Raw genomic sequence first — 21522 nt, 5'->3', positions numbered from 1 at the left:
ACCGGTAAAGGTGCACAGGGTCGTGACGCCGCTTCAGGTCTCCCAGCCGCCGGTGCGTTTCCGGTTCCTAGTCGGTGCCGGTCTGCTCCTCGCTCGCTCGGCCGAACGGGTGACGGGGTGCTCAACACTCCGCGGCGGGTGATGAGGATCCCGAGCGCGCAGCTGGCGCGCAGGCGGGGGCGGTGGTCCGGGCATGACCGAATCGCGGCCATGTACTAGAGTTATCTCGACATCGAGATATCTGCCGAAGGCGTACCGCAGCCGCCGACCGGTAAGGGTGACCTAACTAAGTCTTACCTTAGCGGATGGCCAGGGGGTCGTGGCGGCAGGATGCGGTAAGAAACGCGCACATTGAAGAAGGAGACTGTCGTGTCGGCGAACAGCTTCGACGCCCGCAGCACGCTGCGCGTGGGCGACGAGTCGTACGAGATCTTCAAGCTGGACAAGGTCGAGGGCTCCGCTCGCCTCCCTTACAGCCTGAAGGTGCTGCTGGAGAACCTCCTCCGCACCGAGGACGGCGCGAACATCACCGCCGACCACATCCGGGCGATCGGCGGCTGGGACTCCCAGGCGCAGCCCAGCCAGGAAATCCAGTTCACGCCCGCCCGCGTGATCATGCAGGACTTCACCGGCGTGCCCTGTGTCGTCGACCTCGCCACCATGCGTGAGGCCGTCAAGGAGCTCGGCGGCGACCCGGCGAAGATCAACCCGCTGGCCCCGGCCGAGCTGGTCATCGATCACTCCGTCATCGCCGACAAGTTCGGTACGGCCGGCGCCTTCCAGCAGAACGTCGAGCTGGAGTACGGCCGCAACAAGGAGCGCTACCAGTTCCTGCGCTGGGGCCAGACCGCCTTCGACGAGTTCAAGGTCGTCCCCCCGGGCACCGGCATCGTCCACCAGGTCAACATCGAGCACCTGGCCCGCACGGTCATGGTCCGTAACGGGCAGGCCTACCCCGACACCCTCGTCGGCACCGACTCGCACACCACCATGGTGAACGGTCTCGGTGTGCTCGGCTGGGGCGTCGGCGGCATCGAGGCCGAGGCCGCGATGCTCGGCCAGCCGGTCTCCATGCTCATCCCGCGCGTCGTCGGCTTCAAGCTGACCGGCGAGCTCCCGGCCGGTACGACCGCTACCGACCTCGTGCTGACCATCACCGAGATGCTGCGCAAGCACGGCGTCGTCGGCAAGTTCGTCGAGTTCTACGGCGAGGGTGTCGCGGCGACGAGCCTCGCCAACCGCGCCACCATCGGCAACATGTCGCCGGAGTTCGGCTCCACCGCCGCGATCTTCCCGATCGACGACGAGACCCTGAAGTACCTGCGCCTGACCGGCCGCGACGAGCAGCAGGTCGCGCTCGTCGAGGCGTACGCCAAGGAGCAGGGCCTCTGGCTCGACCCGGCCGCCGAGCCCGACTTCTCCGAGAAGCTCGAGCTGGACCTGTCGACGGTCGTCCCGTCGATCGCCGGCCCGAAGCGTCCGCAGGACCGCATCGTCCTCGCCAACGCCGCCCAGCAGTTCGCGCAGGACGTACGGAACTACGTCAGCGACGACGAGGAGTCGGGCAAGGAGTCCTTCCCGGCCTCCGACGCCCCGGCCGGGCACGACGGCGTACCGACCCGGCCGACCCTGGTCACGGCCCCCGACGGTTCGACGTACGAGATCGACCACGGCGCTGTGACGGTCGCGGCCATCACCTCCTGCACCAACACCTCGAACCCGTACGTCATGGTCGCCGCCGCGCTGGTGGCCAAGAAGGCGGTCGAGAAGGGCCTGACCCGCAAGCCGTGGGTCAAGACCACGCTCGCGCCCGGCTCGAAGGTCGTCACCGACTACTTCGACAAGGCGGGGCTCACCCCCTACCTCGACAAGGTCGGCTTCAACCTCGTCGGCTACGGCTGCACCACCTGCATCGGCAACTCGGGCCCGCTGCCCGAGGAGGTCTCCAAGGCCGTCAACGACAACGACCTCGCCGTTACGTCCGTTCTCTCGGGCAACCGTAACTTCGAGGGCCGCATCAACCCCGACGTCAAGATGAACTACCTGGCGTCGCCGCCGCTGGTCGTCGCGTACGCCCTCGCGGGCTCCATGAAGGTGGACATCACCAAGGACGCGCTCGGCATCGACACCGAGGGCAAGCCGGTCTACCTCGCGGACATCTGGCCCACCGAGGCCGAGGTCAACGACGTCGTCGCCAACTCCATCGGCGAGGACATGTTCAACAAGTCCTACGCCGACGTCTTCGCGGGCGACGCGCAGTGGCAGGCGCTGGAGATCCCCACCGGCAACACCTTCGAGTGGGACAACGAGTCGACGTACGTCAGGAAGCCCCCGTACTTCGAGGGCATGACGATGGAGACGACCCCGGTCGAGGACATCACCGGCGCGCGGGTGCTCGCCAAGCTGGGCGACTCGGTCACCACCGACCACATCTCCCCGGCCGGCGCGATCAAGGCCGACACCCCGGCCGGCAAGTACCTCACGGAGCACGGCGTCGAGCGCCGTGACTTCAACTCCTACGGCTCGCGCCGTGGCAACCACGAGGTCATGATCCGCGGTACGTTCGCCAACATCCGCCTGCGCAACCAGATCGCGCCGGGTACGGAAGGCGGCTTCACCCGCGACTTCACCCAGCCGGACGCGCCGGTCTCGTACATCTACGACGCCTCGCAGAACTACCAGGCCGCCGGTACCCCGCTGGTCATCCTGGCGGGCAAGGAGTACGGCTCGGGCTCGTCCCGCGACTGGGCGGCCAAGGGCACCGCGCTGCTCGGCGTCAAGGCCGTCATCGCCGAGTCGTACGAGCGCATCCACCGCTCGAACCTGATCGGCATGGGCGTCCTTCCGCTCCAGTACCCGGAGGGCGGCTCGGCGCTCGCGCTGGGTCTGACCGGCGAGGAGACCTTCGAGATCACCGGCGTCACCGGCCTCAACGACGGCGGCATCCCGGACACCCTGAAGGTCAAGGCCGTCAAGCCCGGCGGCGAGAGCGTCGAGTTCGACGCGAAGCTGCGCATCGACACCCCGGGCGAGGCGGACTACTACCGCAACGGCGGCATCCTGCAGTACGTGCTGCGGTCGCTGATCCGCGGCTAGTCGTCACCGACTGAACGCCAACTGAACGCCAAAGGGCCGCACCCCCTGAACCGGGGTGCGGCCCTTGTGTGGTTTTTGCGCCACGCGGGTTGCAACTCGCCTGCTGTGATTGAGTATTGTCCCCTCGACCACGACCCGCACCGCCGCGGGTCCCTCGGGGGGAGGTCGGCGCATGCCGAGAAGCTGGCCGGGACAGTCCGCGCGCGACCGGGCCGTCGAGGCGTACGTCGAGTCCCTGCTGCTGCCGGGGCCCGACACGGCCCCGAGGCGACCCGTCACCCTGCTGCTCGGGCCTCGCGGCAGCGGCAAGACGACCCTGCTGGAACACCTGTACGGCTGGGCGCACGGCGTCCCGCGCGCTTGGCTGGACGTCGCCGAGCGCGCCGGGAGGAACGAACAGCCCGTCGACGTGCTCGCCGCCATCGCCGCCGGGCTTCCCCAGCACGACCCCCAGGTGAAGAACCTGCAGTTCCGGGCCTTCGACATCGTTGTGCAGGCCCTGTCGGTGCAGATCCGAGGACTCAGCGACGAGGCGGCCAGGAGAGCCGTCGGCGCGGAACTGGCCCGGCCGCGCAGCGGATGGCTCGGCCTCGTGCTGCAACTCGCCCAGATCGCGGCCGGCGTGGCGGGACTGCCGGCCGCCGTGGGCTACGTACTGCAACTGCTGCCGCTCGCCGGGCAGAGCGGCATCCTGTCGCGCACCAGGCTCAGACTGTCACCGGTCCTGCGCGGCCGTACCGCCGGAGCCGGACTCGGCCTCCTCGTCGCCCTCAACCGCGCCTACAACGAAGGCCCGCCCGGCCAGCGGAGCTTCGCCGAGCAGTTCGTCTGCCGCGCCCTGCTCGACGACCTGCGCCGCTGCTACCGCAAGAAGGACTGGGCCGTACGCAGCCTCGTCCTCCTCGACAACATCGACAACCGCCTCGGCCGCGACGTCCTGCGTCTGCTGCGCGAGGCCCGCACGTCCGCCACCGACCCCCTGGTCGTGCTCGCCACCGCCGGCAGCTACCCGCACGGACTGCCCGCCGTCCCCGTCGGCCCGCAGTCCGGTCCCGCCTTCGCCCCGCAGCCGATCGACGAGGGACTGACCGTCGGCCGCCTGCCCGACCTCACGAGGGCCGAGGTCGACCTCCAGGCCAGGGACATCCTGGAGGAGGCGGACGCGCTCGCCCCGCCCCGCGTCGAGAACGGCACGCGCTGGCTCGGCTGGGCCGTGTACGAACTCACCCGCGGCCAGCCGGAAGGCACCCGGCAGGTACTGGCCGGACTCCTCGAATTCGACCGCGCAGTGCCGTGGGAAGTACGGCTGCGGCAGATCTTCGCCCCCTCCAACGGGCTCGCAGGCCGGCTGCTGGAACGGCTGCTCCCGTTCGGACTGGAGCACCAGGAGAGCGAGCTGTACCAGGCCCTGCTGCGCGCCTCCGTCGCCCCCGACCTCGCCCAGGCCCAGGTGACCCCGGAGCTGCTGGCGGCGGGCGTGGCCCTGCAGCAGTCCTTCAACACCTTCTGTACGGACCCCCTGCGCACCCTGCACCTCGACACCGGTGACGAGGCGGCCGACGGCCCCGTCGAAACACCCCACCCCCTGCTGCGGCGCCTCTTGCGGTACGCCCTGGACGACCCGGCCGCCGTACACGCCGGCCGGCGCGCGGAGGCCGAGGGGCTCGACGAGCCGGGAGCAGCCGCGTACCACGCCCTGGCCTGCGGCGACCTGCCCGCCGCCGCCGCGTACCTCGACGGGCTCATCGAACAGGTCGGCCCCAAGGACTGGTACGCGGAACTCGCCCGGCTGCGCAGGGCGCCGCTGCCCGCGTCCGTCGTGGGCGGCGAGGCTCCGGGCACGCTGACAGGGCCCTGGGGGCCGTTCGAACGGTTCGTACGGCACCTGGGCGGCGAGGGCGTCGACCCGCGCCTGCGCACCGTCACCCGGCTCCTCGCGGCGAGCTGGATCGCCCCCGAACCACTGGAGCCCGACCGGGTGGGCGACCCCTACCGGGACCCGCTCGGCGATCCGTACGCGGAGCTCTACACCGAGATCAACGCCCGGCTGCACACGCTGGTGTCCGCCGACACCCACGTCCTGCCGGACCGGGTGGCCTGGACCTCCGTACTGCTGAACAAGGCGGGCCACTACAGGGAGATGCCGTGGCAGTGAACCAGCGTGTGATCCAGCTCCCCGAAGCACCGCCCAACTGGGGCCTGCGGGTCGCCGTCGCGCTCGTCGTGGCAGCCGCTCTCGTCTTCGGCGGAGTCTGGGCGTACCGGAACTGGACACAGTGTGCCGACGGCGTGGACAGGACCGACGGCGGCGAATGCGTCGGCGTGAGCGACGGCTCGTACGCCTTCCCCGGCCTGGAAGACATCAGCGCGCGCATCCATGAGGAGAACCGCAAAGTCGACGCGTCGGGCGAGCGGTCCGTGACCGTCGCCTACATGGAGCCCATGTCGGGCGGCAGCGAGGACCGCGGCCGCGAGACGACACGCCAGGCGGTGACCGGCGCACATCTCGCGCAGCTCGCCCTCAACTCCGACCGGGACACCCTGCCGCGCATCCGGCTGCTGCTCGTCAACACCGGCAGGGGTGACGCCCACGCCGAGAAGGTCGCCGCCAAGCTCATCGAACGCCGCGCCGAGGACCGGCTGGTCGCCGTCGCGGGTATAGGGCAGAGCAACGCGCACACCAAGAAGGCCGTCGAGAACCTGCGGGCCGCGCGGATCCCCACCGTGGGCGCGACGGTCGCCGCCGACGCACTCGCCTCCACCCCGCCCGAGTTCTTCCGGGTGTCCTTTCCGGCCAAGGCACAAGCGGCCGCCGCCGTGCGGTACTTGAAGCGGCTCCAGGACAAGAACCCCGGCTACCGCGTCCAGGAGGTCAGGGACTGGAAGAAGGGCGACGAGTACAACTCCGCGCTCGACGCGGGCTTCGACGCCGCCGCGAAAAGGGCGGGCCTGAAGGTCGACGACGAGGTCATCCCCTTCTGGTCCGGCGGCGACGCGGGCGCGGGCAACGCGTTGCTGGGCGTCGCCAACAAGATCTGCGATGCCGCCGATCCGCCCGACGCCGTGTTCTTCGAGGGGCGCGGCCGGGAGATCCGCAGACTGATAGAGGCCGCGGGCTCGGGCGGCCGCCGCTGCCCCGTCACGGTGCTGTCCGGATCGAGCACGGCGGGTGTCTACTTCGACAGCGCCTCCGACGACGAGTCGCCGGGCCCGGAGCTCAAGGAGCTGGGGCGGCGCTGGCGGGACAGCGGACTGCGGGTGTACTACACGGCGTACACCCACCCCGAGGTGCCGACACGGCTGTACGGCGAGGGCGGCGGCCCGTACGCCGCCTTCGAGGAGAGCTATCTCCGGGTGCACGGTGGTACGCCGAAGGATCTCGGCGACGGCCAGGCGATGCTCGGACGCGACGCCGTCTACACGGTGGGCAGTGCCGCCCGCCACGCACTGGAAACGTACGGCAGGGACCGGGTCACCGCGGAGACCGTCCGCAACGAGCTGGGACAGATCAACCGCGGCAACCCGGTCCGTGGTGTCAGCGGCCCCATCGCCTTCGACCAGGCCACCGGTGAACCGGCCGGCCGCCCCATGGTGCTGGTGGAGCTGCGAGCCCGGGGCTCGGTCCGGCCGGCGGACGAGTGGGGCAGGTACCGGTTCGTGAAACTGCTGGATTAGTTACGCCAGCAGCTCCACCTCCGCCGCCGTCGCCCCGCCCCCCGCCACGACCAGGCGGTAGTGGCGGTACGTGCCCGGGTCGGCCGCGGTGAACGCCCTGGTCTGGTGGTCCCAGGCGAAGGACTCGCCCGAACGCTTGTCCAGCTCCGTCCACTGCTCGCCGTCGTCGGACCCCTGGAGGGTCCAGGCCGACGGAGCCTTGGTGCGGTCCGAGGAGGTGAGGGTGTACTGGAGCGCCCGTACCGGACCGCTCACCGGCAGGTCGAGCGAGGTGAACTGCCCTTCCGTGGCCGAGGAGTTGTCGAACAGCGGGCCGGAGCCCGTGATCGCGTCGCCGCGCGGCGACGGCACCTTGTCGTCCTGGGTGATGGAGACGGGCGCGGCGTTCTTGCCCGTACCCCACGAGGACGGCTCGGGGCCCATGTCGAACTCAAGCGTGCCGCCGCGCGCGAGGACGTCGTGCGGGAGCGCGGTGGACTTCCAGGGCTTCCCGTTGACCTTGAGGCCCTGGACGTAGATGTTCTTCGCGCTGTTCTTCGGGGCCTTGACCACGAGGTCGCGGCCGTTCTCCAGGTGCACGGTCGTCTTGGTGAAGAGGGGCGAGCCGATCGTGTACTCGCCGCTGCCCATGACCAGCGGGTAGAAGCCGAGCGAGGAGAAGAGGTACCAGGCGGACTGCTCGCCGTTGTCCTCGTCGCCGTGGTAGCCCTGGCCGATCTCGCTGCCTGTGTAGAGGCGGGAGAGGACTTCGCGGACCTTAGCCTGTGTCTGCCAGGGCTGATGGGCGGCGTTGTACATATAGGTCGCGTGGTGGGCGACCTGGTTGCTGTGGCCGTACATGCCCATCCGTACGTCACGGGCCTCCGTCATCTCGTGGATGACGCCGCCGTACGAGCCGGCGAACTCGGGGGCCGCCGTTTCCGGGGTGGAGAAGTAGCGGTCGAGCTTGTCGCCGAGGCCGGTGCGGCCGCCGTAGAGGTTGGCGAGGCCCCGGGAGTCCTGGGGCGCGGTGAAGGCGTAGCCCCAGCCGTTGGTCTCGGTGTAGTCGTAACCCCAGATGCGCGGGTCGTACGTGTCGGACGGGACCCGCCAGTCGCCCTTGAGGTCGCGGCCCTGGAAGAAGCCGGCCTTGTCGTCGAAGAGCTTGACGTAGTTGCGGGCGCGGTTGAGGAAGTACGCCGCTTCTTCCTTGTAGCGCGCCTTCTTGGTCTTCTTGTGGAGCGCCTCGCCCATCTTCGCGAGGCCGTAGTCGTTGAGGTAGCCCTCCAGGGACCAGGAGAGACCCTCGTGGGTCTCGGTGGAGGCGTACCCGGTGAAGGGGGAGGTCTTCATGCCCTTGCGGCCCACGCCCGAGAAGGGCGGCACGACGGTCGCGTTCTTGAGCGCCGCCTCGTACGCCGCCTCGGCGTCGAAGTCAACGCCCTTGACGTACGCGTCCGCGAACGCGACATCGGAGCTGGTGCCGGTCATCAGGTCGGCGTAACCGGGCGAGGACCAGCGGGAGATCCAGCCGCCGTCCTTGTACTGCTGGACGAAGCCGTCGACGAGCTTGCCGGCCTTTTTGGGGGTGAGGAAGGAGTACGCCGGCCAGGTCGTCCGGTAGGTGTCCCAGAAGCCGTTGTTGACGTACACCTCACCGTCGACGATCTTCGCGCCGGTGTGGGTCGGGGTGTCGGGGCCCGTCTGCTGGGAGAAGGGACTCGCGTACTGCTGCTTGGGGCGGGACTTGGTGCCGGTGTTCTCGAAGCCGGAGTTCGGATAGAGGTACAGCCGGTAGAGGCTGGAGTAGAGGGTCGTCAGCTGGTCGTGGCTCGCGCCTTCGACCTCGACACGGCCGAGGATGTCGTCCCAGGCGTCCCGGGCGCGGTCCTTGATCCGCTCGTACCGGGTGCCCGCCGGGATCTCGTCGGCGAGGTTCTTCTTCGCCTGGTCCACGCTGATGAGTGAACTCGCCAGGCGCAGGGTCACCTGGCGGTCGGCGCCGGGTTTGAAGCGCAGGTAGCCGGTGACGTCATCGCCCCCGCCGCCGCTGAGCTTCCCGCCCTCGGTGACAGGTGCGTCAAAGACGCCGTACACGAAAAGCCTGGTGGCGCCGGTGGACAGGCCGCTCTTGACGTCCGAGAAGCCGGTGAAGGAGCGGGTGGCCGGGTCGAGGGTGAGGCCCCCGTCGTTCGACACGTTGTCGAAGATGATGCTCGCGTCGTCACCGGGATAGGTGAACCGCATCATCGCCGCGTGGTCGGTCGGCGTCATCTCGGCCTTCAGACCGTTCTCGAAGATCACGCCGTACTCGTGCCCCTTTGCTGTCTCGTTCTCGTGGCGGAAGGGCAGGGCCCGCGCCTTGCGGCCGGCGTCCGGGGTGCCCGCCACGGTGGACGGCATCAGCTGGAATGTCTGGCGGTCACCCATCCAGGGGCTCGGCTCGTGGCTCGCGCTGAAGGCCTGGATGGTGGGGAGGTTGTCGCTGTTGTTGGCGCGGGCGTAGTCGTAGAGCCAGCTGGTGGAGGCCGCGTTGGTCACCGGCGTCCAGAAGTTGAAACCGTGCGGGACGGCGGTGGCGGGGATGTTGTTGCCGCGCGAGAAGGCACCGCTGGAGTTGGTGCCGCGGGTGGTCGAGACGTAGTCGGAGAAATGCGCGAGGCGCTTCTCCGGCGCCTTGGGACCGACAGCGATGTCGTCGACCCACCCACTGAACTTCGCCGGCCCCTTCGGCGAGTCGTACGCCACCAGAACCCGGTCGACGGTCTTGCCGGCCGCGACCGCGCCGATCCGCGACGCCTTGTGGTTCCACTGGTTGACGTACAGCGTCTTCGACGCGCCCTGGCCCTGCGGCGACAGCACCGCGCCGTGCTGGTCGACAGCCCGCAGATCACTCAGATAGGTGCCGTCCGTGAAGGCCAGGTCGACCGACACATGGGTGGCGGGATAGTTGAGGTCGGTCTCCGGGAGGGACGGGAAGACCCGGTACGACAGCTCGGTGTCCCGCGTGACGCGCGTATCGACGTCGAAGACCTTGTTGTACGAGTACGCCCGGCCCTCGGGCTTGTGCGTGCCGGCGTACCGCAGCGCACGCTTTCCCGTGAAGCCCGCGCCCGCCTTGGCGGTGGGGGAGCCCGACGGCCCGCGGTCGACCTGGCTGCGCATGTCGTCCGGGGCGGGGGTGGAGGTGTCACCGTTCGAGAACTGAACGTCCGCCAGCTGGGTGATGCCTGACGCGCCGTTGTTCCGGGTGATTTCGAGACGGTAGTGGGCGTACGCCGTCGTGTTCTCGAAATCGTAGGTCTTCGTCTCGAAGCGCTTCGCGAAGGTCTGCCCCCCGCGGGAGTCGAGGACCTTCCATTCCTTGCCGTCGGCGGAGCCCTTGAGGGCCCAGTCCTTCGGGTCGCGCTCGGTGTGATCATTGGCCGAAGTGAGGGCATATGTTACGAGCTTGGCCGGTTCGTCCAAATCGAACTCGATCCAGGCGGTGGGCTCGAAGGCCAGCCACTTCGTGGCGGGCTGGACGTCGACGAGGTTTTCCTTCACCTCTCCGCCGCCGGTGTTCTCGCTGCTTGCGCGCAGTTCGACGACCCGGTCGGTCACGTTGCCCGGAATCCCGGTGCTGTATCCGCCGTCGACCCCTGAGGCGCGCTTCTCGCCGCCAGGTTCGACTTCCACCGTATTGCGCCAGTCCGGCTGGGGTTCGTCCGCCTCGAAGGAGGACTTGAAAGTCTGCTCCGGCGGTGCGGGCCGTGAGGGCCGGTCGGGCCGGTCGGGCAGGGCGACGGCCGCGGAGGGGGCCGTGACGACGAGCAGGAGGGCGGCCGCCGCGACGGCGGCCGCGGTATTCCTCTGTCCGTACCGAGGTCTGTGCTGCATCCCGGGCGTTCCTCCCCTTGGACAACGTTGTCATGAGCGGTGCAACGGGGTCCAGTAGGGAGCCAAGTCGCCGATGGTGTCAAGGGTGTTGCACGGGACGCGGGAGGCGAAGCGGGCGCGCCGTGTTTGCGGAGCCGCGCGGCCGACTACGTGCGCGTTCCAGATATCCGCGAGGTCTCAACTCGGGAAAGCTTGCTGCCGAAACTTGCTTTCGATCTTGCTCAGTTGACCGGAAGTGGACTATACCTGTCGGCGTCTGCAACGCCGCTTTACGGTAGCGGACCAGGGGGACGGGGATCAGTGAGGGGAAGCCGCCGCGGTGGTTGCCGAACACTATTGTCCGTACCATCTGCCAACTCAGCACGACCCAGCGTCATTTGACTGCGGTGGCGGGGCCCTTCGCCTAGGCGAATAAGTACGGGCGACCGGTACACCGCCTGAGTCCTGGAGAAGGCGAGGACTTGAGCATGGGATCCACCTCCGCCCACAACAATGAGGGCCTTGGCCGTCGCGATCTGATCAAGCGGTCGGCCGCACTCGGCCTGATCGCCGTTCCGACGATGAGCTTCCTGTCGGCCTGCGCGAGCGGCGACAGCGGCGGCGACGAGAAGGTCGACAAGGGCAAGAAGACCGAGAAGAACCCGCTGGGCGTCAATGAGAGCGCACCGCTCGAAATTGTCATTTTTGACGGCGGGTTCGGAACCAAGTACGCCGAGGACGCCAAGGCCGTCTACCAGAAGACGTATCCCAAGGCGCAGATCAAGTTCTCTTCGACCCAGAAGATCAGGTCGCAGCTGCAGCCGAGGTTCAATGGCGGAACGCCCCCGGACCTCATCGACAACTCGGGCGCCGAGCAGATGGACATGGGCGTCCTCGTCGGCAAGAAGCAGCTCACCGACCTCACCCCACTCCTGGACGCCACGTCCATCGACGACCCGAGTAAAAAGGTCCGCGACACGCTGCGGCCCGGCATCATCGAGATGGGCCAGTTCGACGGCGACCCCGTCTGGATCATGTACTACGCGTACACGGTCTACGGCGTCTGGTACTCCGAGACCGCGCTGGAGAAGCTCGACGCGACGTACCCGGAGAACTGGGACGACATGCTCGCCGTCTGCGCCAAGGCGAAGAAGAAGGGCATCGCCGGCTGGACGTACGCGGGCAAGCACCCGTACTACCTGCCGTTCTCGCTCTACCCGTTCATCGCCAAGATCGGTGGCCGCGAGGTCCTCGACAAGATCGACAACCTGGAGCCGAACGCCTGGTCCGACCCGGCCGTGAAGGCCGCGTTCGAGGCGTACTACGAGCTCTACAAGAAGGGGTACATCCTCAAGGGCACCCCCAGCATCGACCACATCCAGTCGCAGACCGCCTGGACCAAGGGCAAGGCGCTCTTCATCCCGAACGGTTCGTGGGTGGAGAACGAGGCGTCCAAGACGATGCCGGCCGACTTCAAGCTCGCCGTGGGCGCGCCGTCCGGACTCGACAGCTCGGACAAGCTGCCCTTCGGCACCATCTGGGCCTCCGGCGGCGAGCCGTTCATCGTCCCGAAGTCGGCGAAGAACCCCGACGGTGGCATGGAGCAGCTGCGCATCATGCTCAGCGAGGCGTCGTCGAAGAACTTCACCCAGAGCGTGAAGTCCCTGACCGCCCTCAACGGCGGCACCGAGGGCATCGAGCTGACCCCGGGTCTGAAGTCCGCCAGCGCGGCCCTGGAGAAGGCCGGCGAGAACGTGGTCAACCCGCGCCTGCAGGACTGGTACGTGAAGCTCCAGAAGGAGCAGATCGGTGTCGCCGGTCTGGGCGAGATGATGGCCGGCCGAGCGACCCCGGCTGAGACCATCAAGAAGATCCAGGGCTTCGCCGACGCGGCGGCCAAGGACCAGTCCATCAAGCACTACAGGCACCAGTGAGCAAGCGTCACCAGCGGCGGCGGCACACGCCGGAAGATCGGGGTCGGTAACCATGCAACACGGCAAGTACCGGTTCATTGTGGGGTTTTTGGCGGCCCCATTGGCGTTGTACGCAATCTTCGTCATCTGGCCGTTCATCCAGTCCATCTACTACTCGTTCACGGACTGGACCGGCCTGAGCCCGGACTTCAAGATGGTCGGCTTCGACAACTACAGCCGGATGCTGGAAGACCAGATCTTCTGGGATTCGCTGGGGCACAGCCTGCTGTTCGCGCTGTTGCTGCCGCTGGTGACGCTCGGCCTCGCGCTCTTCTTCGCTTTCATGCTCAATGTCGGCGGACGGCGCCGGAAGGGCGCCGCGATCGCCGGAGTCCGGGGCTCGGGCTTCTACAAGATCGCGTATTTCTTCCCGCAGGTGCTCTCGATCGCCATTGTCGCCGTCCTCTTCACCTTCGCGTACAACCCGAACGAGGGCGCGGTCAACGGGCTGCTGAGGGCGATCGGCCTCGACAGCGTCCAGCCGCAGTGGCTGGGTGACCCGGACGTCGCCCTCTGGGCGGTCATGGCGGTGCTGGTCTGGAGCACCGTGGGCTTCTTCGTGGTGCTCTTCTCGGCGGGCATGGCGTCCATTCCCAAGGACTTCTACGAGGCCGCCCTGCTCGACGGCGCGAGCCGGTTCACCACGTTCTTCCGGATCACCATCCCGCTGCTCTGGGACACCGTGCAGTCGGGCTGGGTCTACATGGGCATCCTCGCCCTCGGCGCGGAGTCCTTCGCGGTCGTCCAGATCATGACCGTGGGCCCCGGCGGCCCCGACTACTCGACGACCGTCCTGGTGCTGTACGTCTACCAGACGGCGTTCCGGGACGGCCAGGCAGGCTATGCGACAACGATCGGTGTGGCCCTGCTCGTCATCACCCTGGCCCTCGCGGCCCTGGTGATGCGTGTGGGCCGGCGTGAGCGGCTGGAGTTCTGATGAAGACCACTGACACCCCGCCCGCGGACGTCAGCGAAGACCGCCCGCCCGTCGTCAAGACGTCCGGCGCACAGACTCCGGCGAAGCCCAAGAGGGACATCAGCGGCAGCACGCTCAACGTCTTCTCGCACGGCGTCCTGATTCTCTGGGCCTTCATGGTCGTCATGCCGCTGCTCTGGGCTCTGATGACGTCCTTCAAGGACGACGCGTCGATCTTCGAGTCGCCCTTCTCGCTGCCGGACAAGCTGCACTTCGAGAACTGGTCGCGTGCCTGGTCCGAGGCGCACATGAGCGACTACTTCTTCAACACCATCATCGTGGTGGGTGGCTCGCTCGCCGGCACGCTGCTGCTGGGCTCCATGGCGGCGTACGTCCTCGCCCGCTTCGACTTCCCCGGGAACCGCTTCATCTACTTCCTCTTCGTCGGAGGAATGAGCTTCCCGATCATGCTGGCGCTGGTGCCGCTGTTCTACGTGCTGAAGAACATCGGGATGCTGGAGACGATCCCGGGCCTGATCCTCGTCTACATCGCGTACTCGCTGCCCTTCACCGTCTTCTTCCTCACCTCCTTCTTCCGTACGCTGCCGAGCTCCGTGGCGGAAGCGGCGATGATCGACGGCGCCTCGCACACCCGGACCTTCTTCCAGGTGATGCTGCCGATGGCCAAGCCCGGCCTGATCAGCGTCGGCATCTTCAACTTCCTGGGGCAGTGGAACCAGTACATGCTGCCGACGGTGCTCAACAACAACCCGGACAACCGGGTGCTCTCCCAGGGCCTGGTCGAGCTCGCGACCAGCCAGGGCTACAAGGGTGACTGGTCGGGGCTTTTCGCCGGTCTGGTCATGGCGATGCTCCCCGTCCTCGCGGCGTACATCATCTTCCAGCGCCAAGTCGTCTCGGGCCTGACCGCGGGCGCCGTGAAGTAGCGCCGCGGGGCCCTGCCCCGCCTGCCGTACGAACCGCCCGCCGGCGACTTGCCGGCGGGCGGTTCCGCGTGCCCCGGTTGGTCCTGCCACGCTCAAGGTCTTGACGGGTGGCAACCCGAAAGGCTCATCTTAGAGTTCACATGTTGGAGAAAGAGGAGAGTCAATGGAGACTCCGGGGTCGCAGACGTCACTGCACCGGGCCAACCTTGAGCGGGTCGTACGCGCCGTGCGCATGGCGGGCTCGCTCACCCAGGCAGAGATCGCCAGATCCACAGGGCTCTCGGCAGCCACGGTCTCCAATATCGTGCGCGAGCTGAAGGACGGCGGGACCGTCGAGGTCACCCCGACCTCCGCGGGCGGCCGCCGCGCGCGCAGCGTCTCGCTCAGCGGCGACGCCGGCATCGTCATCGGCGTCGACTTCGGTCATACCCACCTGCGCGTCGCCGTCGGCAACCTCGCCCACCAGGTGCTCGCCGAAGAGGCCGAGCCGCTGGACGTGGACGGTTCGGCCGCCGAGGGCTTCGACCGGGCGGAACAGCTGGTCAAGCGGCTGATCGCGGCGAGCGGCATCAGCCAGGACAAGGTGATCGGCGTCGGCCTGGGCGTACCGGGGCCGATCGACGTGGAGTCCGGCACGCTGGGCTCGACGTCCATCCTGCCGGGCTGGAAGGGCATCAACCCGAGCGAGGAGCTGTCCGGGCGCCTGGGCGTGCCCGTGTACGTCGACAACGACGCCAACCTCGGCGCGCTCGGCGAGCTGGTCTGGGGCAGCGGGCGCGGGGTCAAGGACCTGGCGTACATCAAGGTGGCGAGCGGTGTCGGCGCCGGCCTGGTGATCAGCGGCCAGATCTACCGGGGCCCGGGCGGCACGGCCGGCGAGATCGGGCACATCACGCTCGACGAGTCGGGCCCGGTGTGCCGCTGCGGCAACCGCGGCTGCCTGGAGACCTTCACGGCCGCGCGGTACGTCCTGCCGCTGCTCCAGTCCAGCCACGGCCCCGATCTGACCATGGAGCGCGTGGTGCAGCTCGCGCGCGAGGGGGATCCGGGCTGCCGCCGCGTGATCGGGGACGTCGGCCGCCACATCGGCAGCGGTGTGGCGAGTCTCTGCAACCTTCTGAACCCCAGTCGGGTGGTGTTGGGAGGCGACCTGGCGGAGGCTGGAGAACTAGTACTCGGACCGATCCGCGAGTCCGTCTCCCGGTACGCGATCCCCAGCGCCGCCAGGCAGCTCTCGGTGGCTCCCGGGGCGCTCGGCGGAAGAGCCGAGGTGCTCGGGGCTCTGGCTCTCGCACTGAGCGAAATGGGAGATTCGACCCTTCTGGACGGGGCGCTGCCCGACCGGGTGCCGTCTTCAATTAGATAACGAATGGCACCGTTGTCATCTCGTTAAGGATTTACTCCTTGACGCTGTCAGCGGCGCGGAGTTGACTTCCAGCCACCTCGGCCGCAACGACGCGGCCTCGTCAGGGAGGTTCCAAGAAATGAACACGCGTATGCGTCGTGCCGCCGTGGCCGTGGCCGCCACCGCAATGGCTGCCTCACTCGCCGCCTGTGGCAGCGCCAAGGAGTCCGGTGACCCCGCCAAGGAGACCGGCGCGAAGAAGGGCGACGATCTCAAGATCGGCCTGCTCCTTCCGGAGAACCAGACCGCGCGTTACGAGAAGTTCGACAAGCCGCTGATCGAGAAGAAGATCAGCGAGCTGACCAACGGCAAGGCGGAGCTCGTCTACGCCAACGCCAAGCAGGACGCGACCACCCAGACGCAGCAGATCGACACGATGATCACCAACGAGGTGGACGCGCTCATCGTCGACGCGGTGGACTCCAAGGCGATCGCCGGTGGCGTGAAGAAGGCCAAGGACCAGGGCATCCCGGTCGTCGCCTTCGACCGTCTCGCCGAGGGCCCGATCGACGCGTACACCTCCTTCGACAACGAAGAGGTCGGCCACGTCCAGGGCAAGGCCCTCGTCGAGGCCCTTGGCGACAAGGCCAAGGACGGCCAGATCGTCATGATGAACGGCGCGATCACCGACCCGAACGCCGCGCTGTTCAAGAAGGGCGCGCTCGCCGAGCTCGAGGGCAAGGTGAACATCGGCAAGTCGTACGACACCAAGGAGTGGAAGCCGGAGAACGCCAACGCCAACATGGAGGCCGCGATCTCGGCCCTCGGCAAGGACAAGATCATCGGCGTTTACTCCGCCAACGACGGCATGGCGGGCGGCATCATCACCGCCCTCAAGGCCGGCGGCTTCAGCAAGCTCCCGCCCGTCACCGGTCAGGACGCCGAGCTCGCCGGTGTGCAGCGCATCGTCGCGGGTGAGCAGTTCATGAGCGTCTACAAGCCGTACGCCCCGGAGGCCGCCGCCGCGGCCGAGATGGCCGTCGCGCTCGCCCGTGGCGAGAAGGTCGACTCCATCGCCAAGGAGAAGACGGACAGCCCGACCAACAAGGGCATCCCGTCCGTGCTGGTCCCTGTCATCTCACTGACCAAGGACAACATCAAGGACACCGTCGTCAAGGACGGCGTCTACACGGTCGCCGAGATCTGCACCCCGAAGTACAAGGCCGCCTGCGACAAGCTCGGCCTGAAGTAACGCCTGAAGTAAGGCACCCCGGGTTCACACCCCCCGAAGCCTGTACGGCGCCCCGCCCCTTCTCAGCCCCCGCTATCGGGCGGGACGCCGTACAGAAACGCTTCTCCCCTCTGTTCGCTTCTGCTCAACCGTCGCGCCTCCTCCCGGCGCGGCAACCCGCCGGTCAGGCGGCGAAGGAGATGGTTCACGTGTCCGCTACGCCCGTGCTGGCGTTGCGCGGGGTCTCCAAGCGGTTCGGTGCCGTTCAGGCGCTCACCGACGTAGAGCTTGAGGTCCACGCCGGTGAAGTGGTCGCCCTGGTGGGCGACAACGGCGCCGGAAAGTCCACGCTGGTCAAGACGATCGCCGGCGTGCACCCCATCGATGACGGCGTCATCGAGTGGGAAGGCAGCACCGTCCGGATCAACCGGCCGCACGACGCCCAGAACCTGGGCATCGCGACCGTTTATCAGGACCTCGCGCTGTGCGACAACATCGATGTCGTCGGCAACCTCTACCTCGGCCGGGAGATCCGCAAGCGCGGCATCCTCAACGAGGTCGAGATGGAGCGCCGCGCCCTCGAACTGCTCACCACGCTGTCGATCCGCATCCCCAGCGTGCGCATCCCGATCGCCTCGCTCTCCGGCGGTCAGCGCCAGACCGTGGCCATCGCCCGCTCGATGCTCGGCGAGCCGAAGCTCGTCATCCTCGACGAGCCCACCGCGGCCCTCGGCGTCGAGCAGACCGCGCAGGTCCTCGACCTCGTCGAGCGGCTGCGGGAGCGCGGCCACGCGGTGATCCTCATCAGCCACAACATGGCGGACGTCAAGGCCGTCGCGGACAAGGTGGCAGTGCTCCGGCTGGGCCGGAACAACGGCGTCTTCGACGTCAAGTCCACCTCGCAGGAAGAGATCATCTCCGCCATCACCGGTGCCACGGACAACGCCGTGACCCGCCGTGCGGCGCGCAACGGGGAGGCTCAGAAGTGAGCATCGACAAGTCCTCCACCCCCGGCGACGGCCACGTCGTCGAGAACCCCGAGGCAGCCCACGACGCGGTCACCGTCGTCGACCCCCGGCTGCTCGTCCGCGAGCGCGGCTTCGCCGGCTACCTCTCCGAGTTCAAGCGCAAGCTGCACGCGGGTGACCTCGGCTCGATCCCCGTGGTCATCGGCCTCATCCTCATCTGCGTGATCTTCCAGGGCCTGAACTCGAACTTCCTGTCCGCTAAGAACCTCAGCGACATCGCCGTCACGATGGTCGCCACCGGCATGATGGCCGTCGGCATCATCTTCGTGCTGCTGCTCGGCGAGATCGACCTGTCGGTCGGTTCGGTCAGTGGTGTCTCCGGCGCCATCGTCGCCGTACTGAGCGTCACGCACGGCATGAACGAGTGGCTGGCGGTGCTCGTCGCGATCGTCAGCGGCGCGGCCATGGGCGCGCTCCACGGCTTCTTCTTCGCCCGGGTCGGCGCACCGGCGTTCGCCGTCACCCTGGCCGGGCTGCTCTTCTGGCTCGGCTTCATGCTCCAGCTCCTCGGCGACCAGGGCACCATCAACCTGGACAGTGACGGTGTGGTCGGCCAGCTGACCACCTATTACTTCTCCGACGTGGCCGCCGCCTACGGCCTGGCCGCCCTCGCGGTGGCCGGTTTCTTCCTGTCGTCGTTCTTCGACAACCGCCGCCGTGAGGCCGCCGGTATCCCGTCCCGGCCGCTGGTCGACACCGTGCTGCGTACGGCGCTGCTCGCCGTGGTCGCCTTCGCCGCCGCGATCATGTTCAACCAGTACAGGGGCCTGCCGCTGGCACTGGTCCTCTTCCTGGTGGTGCTGGTCGTGACGGACTTCGTGCTCCGGCGCACCGCCTACGGCCGCAAGATCTTCGCGCTGGGCGGCAGCGTCGAGGCGTCCCGCCGCGCGGGCATCAACGTCACCGCGATCCGTATCTCGGTCTTCGCGATCGCGGGTACGTTCGCGGCTGTCGGCGGCCTGTTCTGGGCCTCGAAGATCGCGGCCGCCAACCAGAGCGCCGGCGCCGGTGACCTGCTGATGAACGTCATCGCGGCGGCCGTCATCGGCGGCACCAGCCTGTTCGGCGGCCGTGGCCGGACCTGGAACGCGCTGCTCGGTGTCATGGTGATCGTCTCGATCCAGTACGGCCTGGCCCTCGAAGGCATCGCCACGCCGATCCAGTACATGATCACCGGTGGTGTCCTGCTGGCGACGGTCGTGATCGACTCCGTCACCCGAAAGACGCAGAAGACCGCGGGTCGCGCCTGACCGCCCTGCCCCAGCCGTGCCCGGCACCGGATTCCGGTGCCGGGCACGGCTGTGCGTACGCCCGCTCACCCGGCCGGGTGACTTAGAACGCACCGCACGACCACCGCCCGATGCGGACAGCCGCCGGCGGAACATTAGACTCGACAGACCGGCAAGCAGACAGTTCAACTGCAAGGAGGCACGGGTGGCGCTGCTGACCCGCATTACGGGACCGCGCGATCTGGACGGGCTCACCCCGGAGCAGCTGGACCGGCTGGCCGCCGAGATCCGGACATTTCTCGTGGACGAGGTCTCCAAGACCGGCGGACACCTGGGGCCCAACCTCGGTGTGGTCGAGCTGACGATCGCTCTGCACCGTGTCTTCGAGTCGCCGAAGGACAAGATCCTCTTCGACACCGGGCACCAGAGTTACGTTCACAAGCTCCTCACCGGCCGCCAGGACTTCACGAAGCTGAAGATGAAGGGCGGCCTGTCCGGCTACCCCTCGCGCGCCGAGTCCGAGCACGACGTCATCGAGAACTCGCACGCCTCCACCGTCCTCGGCTGGGCCGACGGCCTCGCCAAGGCCAACGAGGTCCTCAAGAAGGAGGACCACCACGTCGTCGCCGTCATCGGTGACGGAGCCCTCACCGGCGGCATGGCCTGGGAGGCGCTGAACAACATCGCCGTCGCCAAGGACCGCCCGCTCGTCATCGTCGTCAACGACAACGAGCGTTCGTACGCCCCGACCATCGGCGGCCTCGCGAACCACCTCGCCACCCTGCGCACCACCGACGGTTACGAGCGTTTCCTCGCCCGCGGCAAGGACCTCCTGGAGCGCACACCCGTCGTCGGGAAGCCGCTCTACGGGACGCTCCACGGCGCGAAGAAGGGCCTGAAGGACTTCATCGCCCCGCAGGGCATGTTCGAGGACCTCGGCCTGAAGTACGTCGGCCCGATCGACGGCCACGACATCGAGGCCCTGGAGTCCGCGCTCCAGCGCGCCAAGCGCTTCGGCGGCCCCGTCATCGTGCACTGCCTCACCGAGAAGGGCCGTGGTTACCAGCCGGCCCTCGCGGACGAGGCGGACCGCTTCCACGCCGTCGGCAAGATCCACCCCGACACCGGCCTGCCGATCGCCTCCTCGGGCGTCGACTGGACCTCGGTGTTCGGCGAGGAGATGGTCAAGCTCGGCAAGGAGCGCGAGGACATCGTCGCGATCACCGCCGCGATGCTCCAGCCGGTCGGCCTCGACCGGTTCGCGAAGGCGTTCCCCGACCGGGTGTACGACGTCGGGATCGCCGAGCAGCACGGCGCGGTCTCCGCGGCGGGCCTGGCCACCGGCGGCCTGCACCCCGTCTTCGCCGTGTACGCGACGTTCCTCAACCGGGCGTTCGACCAGGTCCTGATGGACGTCGCCCTGCACAAGTGCGGCGTCACCTTCGTCCTGGACCGCGCGGGCGTCACCGGCACCGACGGCGCCTCGCACAACGGCATGTGGGACATGTCGATCCTGCAGTGCGTCCCGACCCTGCGGATCGCCGCCCCGCGCGACGCCGACCAGGTCCGCGCCCAGCTGCGCGAGGCCGTCGAGGTCGACGACGCGCCCACCGTCGTCCGCTTCTCCAAGGGCGCGGTCGGCCCGGCGGTCAAGGCCGTGGGCAAGGTCGGCGGCATGGACATCCTGCGCAAAACGGATGACGGTACGGCCGACGTACTGCTCGTCTCCGTCGGAGCCCTCGCGCCGATGTGCCTGGAGATCGCCGACCTCCTCGACAAGCAGGGCATCACCACGACGGTCGTCGACCCGCGCTGGGTCAAGCCGGTCGACGAAGCGCTGGCGCCGCTCGCCGAGCAGCACCGCGTCGTCGTCACCGTCGAGGACAACAGCCGCGCCGGCGGCGTCGGCTCCGCGATCGCCCAGGCACTGCGGGACGCGGGCGTCGACGTACCGCTGCGCGACTTCGGCATCCCGCCGCGCTTCCTCGACCACGCCTCCCGCAAGGAGGTCATGGCCGAGATCGGTCTGACGGCGCCGGACATCGCCCGCCAGGTGACGGGTCTGGTGTCCAAGCTCGACGGCCGTCTGGAGGACGAGCCGGCCGAGGCCGCGCGCGACTGACGCCCCTTCACGTACGAAGAAAAGGCCCGCCCGGAGCAGACGCTCCGGGCGGGCTTTTCGTTTGGCCCACCCGTTTCGATACGCCAAAAGGGTCAACTCGCAGGGCCAGTACGCATACCGGTC

The 21522-nt window shown here is 68.2% G+C and carries 12 protein-coding genes; 11 read left to right on the top strand and 1 reads right to left on the bottom strand.

The window, feature by feature from the left end; genetic code table 11:
* Positions 1 to 369 precede the first annotated feature (369 nt).
* The 3 genes from acnA (at position 370) to ABZX79_RS01430 (ending at position 6771) form a co-directional block, all read left to right on the top strand.
* Positions 370 to 3096 carry an aconitate hydratase AcnA gene (gene acnA / locus ABZX79_RS01440; RefSeq protein WP_355249841.1) on the top strand — a complete coding sequence of 909 codons (2727 nt, stop codon included), beginning with the start codon at positions 370 to 372 and terminating at the stop codon, positions 3094 to 3096.
* A 172-nt stretch (positions 3097 to 3268) separates the two neighbouring features.
* Positions 3269 to 5251 (top strand): ATP-binding protein, encoded by a 1983-nt coding sequence (locus ABZX79_RS01435; protein WP_355249839.1) that lies wholly within the window; start codon positions 3269 to 3271, stop codon positions 5249 to 5251.
* Positions 5242 to 6771, top strand: coding sequence for a hypothetical protein (locus ABZX79_RS01430; protein WP_355249837.1), 1530 nt, complete (start codon positions 5242 to 5244; stop codon positions 6769 to 6771). Before ABZX79_RS01435 ends, ABZX79_RS01430 begins: the two co-directional genes overlap by 10 nt.
* Here the strand turns inward: ABZX79_RS01430 and ABZX79_RS01425 are convergent, their stop codons facing one another.
* Positions 6772 to 10629: a GH92 family glycosyl hydrolase gene (locus ABZX79_RS01425; protein WP_355249835.1), complete on the bottom strand. Its 3858-nt coding sequence runs from the start codon at positions 10627 to 10629 to the stop codon at positions 6772 to 6774.
* 467 nt (positions 10630 to 11096) lie between these two features.
* Here ABZX79_RS01425 and ngcE point away from each other — a divergent pair, with 467 nt between their 5' ends.
* The 8 genes from ngcE to dxs all read left to right on the top strand — a co-directional run bounded on the left by ngcE (position 11097) and on the right by dxs (position 21399).
* Positions 11097 to 12542 carry an N-acetylglucosamine/diacetylchitobiose ABC transporter substrate-binding protein gene (gene ngcE / locus ABZX79_RS01420; protein WP_355249833.1) on the top strand — a complete coding sequence of 482 codons (1446 nt, stop codon included), beginning with the start codon at positions 11097 to 11099 and terminating at the stop codon, positions 12540 to 12542.
* Between the two features lie 52 nt (positions 12543 to 12594).
* Complete coding sequence (locus tag ABZX79_RS01415; RefSeq protein WP_355249831.1) at positions 12595 to 13518, top strand: sugar ABC transporter permease; 924 nt, start codon at positions 12595 to 12597, stop codon at positions 13516 to 13518.
* Positions 13518 to 14444 carry a carbohydrate ABC transporter permease gene (locus ABZX79_RS01410; RefSeq protein ID WP_355249829.1) on the top strand — a complete coding sequence of 309 codons (927 nt, stop codon included), beginning with the start codon at positions 13518 to 13520 and terminating at the stop codon, positions 14442 to 14444. The genes ABZX79_RS01415 and ABZX79_RS01410 overlap by 1 nt, the downstream gene beginning before the upstream one ends.
* A gap of 163 nt (positions 14445 to 14607) precedes the next feature.
* The gene (locus tag ABZX79_RS01405; protein ID WP_355249827.1) at positions 14608 to 15810 is read left to right on the top strand and encodes an ROK family transcriptional regulator; all 1203 of its coding nucleotides are present in this window, start codon (positions 14608 to 14610) and stop codon (positions 15808 to 15810) included.
* Positions 15811 to 15928: 118 nt separating this feature from the next.
* Positions 15929 to 17041, top strand: coding sequence for a substrate-binding domain-containing protein (locus ABZX79_RS01400; RefSeq protein WP_355249825.1), 1113 nt, complete (start codon positions 15929 to 15931; stop codon positions 17039 to 17041).
* A 179-nt stretch (positions 17042 to 17220) separates the two neighbouring features.
* Positions 17221 to 18009 carry an ATP-binding cassette domain-containing protein gene (locus ABZX79_RS01395; RefSeq protein ID WP_355249823.1) on the top strand — a complete coding sequence of 263 codons (789 nt, stop codon included), beginning with the start codon at positions 17221 to 17223 and terminating at the stop codon, positions 18007 to 18009.
* Positions 18006 to 19298, top strand: coding sequence for a sugar ABC transporter permease (locus ABZX79_RS01390; protein WP_355249822.1), 1293 nt, complete (start codon positions 18006 to 18008; stop codon positions 19296 to 19298). Before ABZX79_RS01395 ends, ABZX79_RS01390 begins: the two co-directional genes overlap by 4 nt.
* 184 nt (positions 19299 to 19482) lie before the next feature.
* Positions 19483 to 21399 carry a 1-deoxy-D-xylulose-5-phosphate synthase gene (gene dxs / locus ABZX79_RS01385; RefSeq protein ID WP_355249820.1) on the top strand — a complete coding sequence of 639 codons (1917 nt, stop codon included), beginning with the start codon at positions 19483 to 19485 and terminating at the stop codon, positions 21397 to 21399.
* The last annotated feature ends 123 nt before the right edge of the window (positions 21400 to 21522 follow it).

The sequence above is a fragment of the Streptomyces sp. NPDC002994 genome (assembly GCF_040611155.1).
Lineage (GTDB): Bacteria > Actinomycetota > Actinomycetes > Streptomycetales > Streptomycetaceae > Streptomyces.
The sequence above is the reverse complement of the archived record's forward strand: the minus strand, read 5'-3'. Positions and strand labels throughout refer to the sequence as shown.

Bases quoted from the DNA above. Each gene is read 5' to 3' on its own strand.
- ABZX79_RS01405 (WP_355249827.1), top strand. From the start codon at position 14,608: ATGGAGACTCCGGGGTCGCAGACGTCACTGCACCGGGCCAACCTTGAG.
- ABZX79_RS01410 (WP_355249829.1), top strand. From the start codon at position 13,518: ATGAAGACCACTGACACCCCGCCCGCGGACGTCAGCGAAGACCGCCCG.
- ABZX79_RS01425 (WP_355249835.1), bottom strand. From the start codon at position 10,629: ATGCAGCACAGACCTCGGTACGGACAGAGGAATACCGCGGCCGCCGTC.
- ngcE (WP_355249833.1), top strand. From the start codon at position 11,097: ATGGGATCCACCTCCGCCCACAACAATGAGGGCCTTGGCCGTCGCGAT.
- ABZX79_RS01395 (WP_355249823.1), top strand. From the start codon at position 17,221: ATGGTTCACGTGTCCGCTACGCCCGTGCTGGCGTTGCGCGGGGTCTCC.
- ABZX79_RS01435 (WP_355249839.1), top strand. From the start codon at position 3,269: ATGCCGAGAAGCTGGCCGGGACAGTCCGCGCGCGACCGGGCCGTCGAG.
- ABZX79_RS01400 (WP_355249825.1), top strand. From the start codon at position 15,929: ATGAACACGCGTATGCGTCGTGCCGCCGTGGCCGTGGCCGCCACCGCA.
- ABZX79_RS01415 (WP_355249831.1), top strand. From the start codon at position 12,595: ATGCAACACGGCAAGTACCGGTTCATTGTGGGGTTTTTGGCGGCCCCA.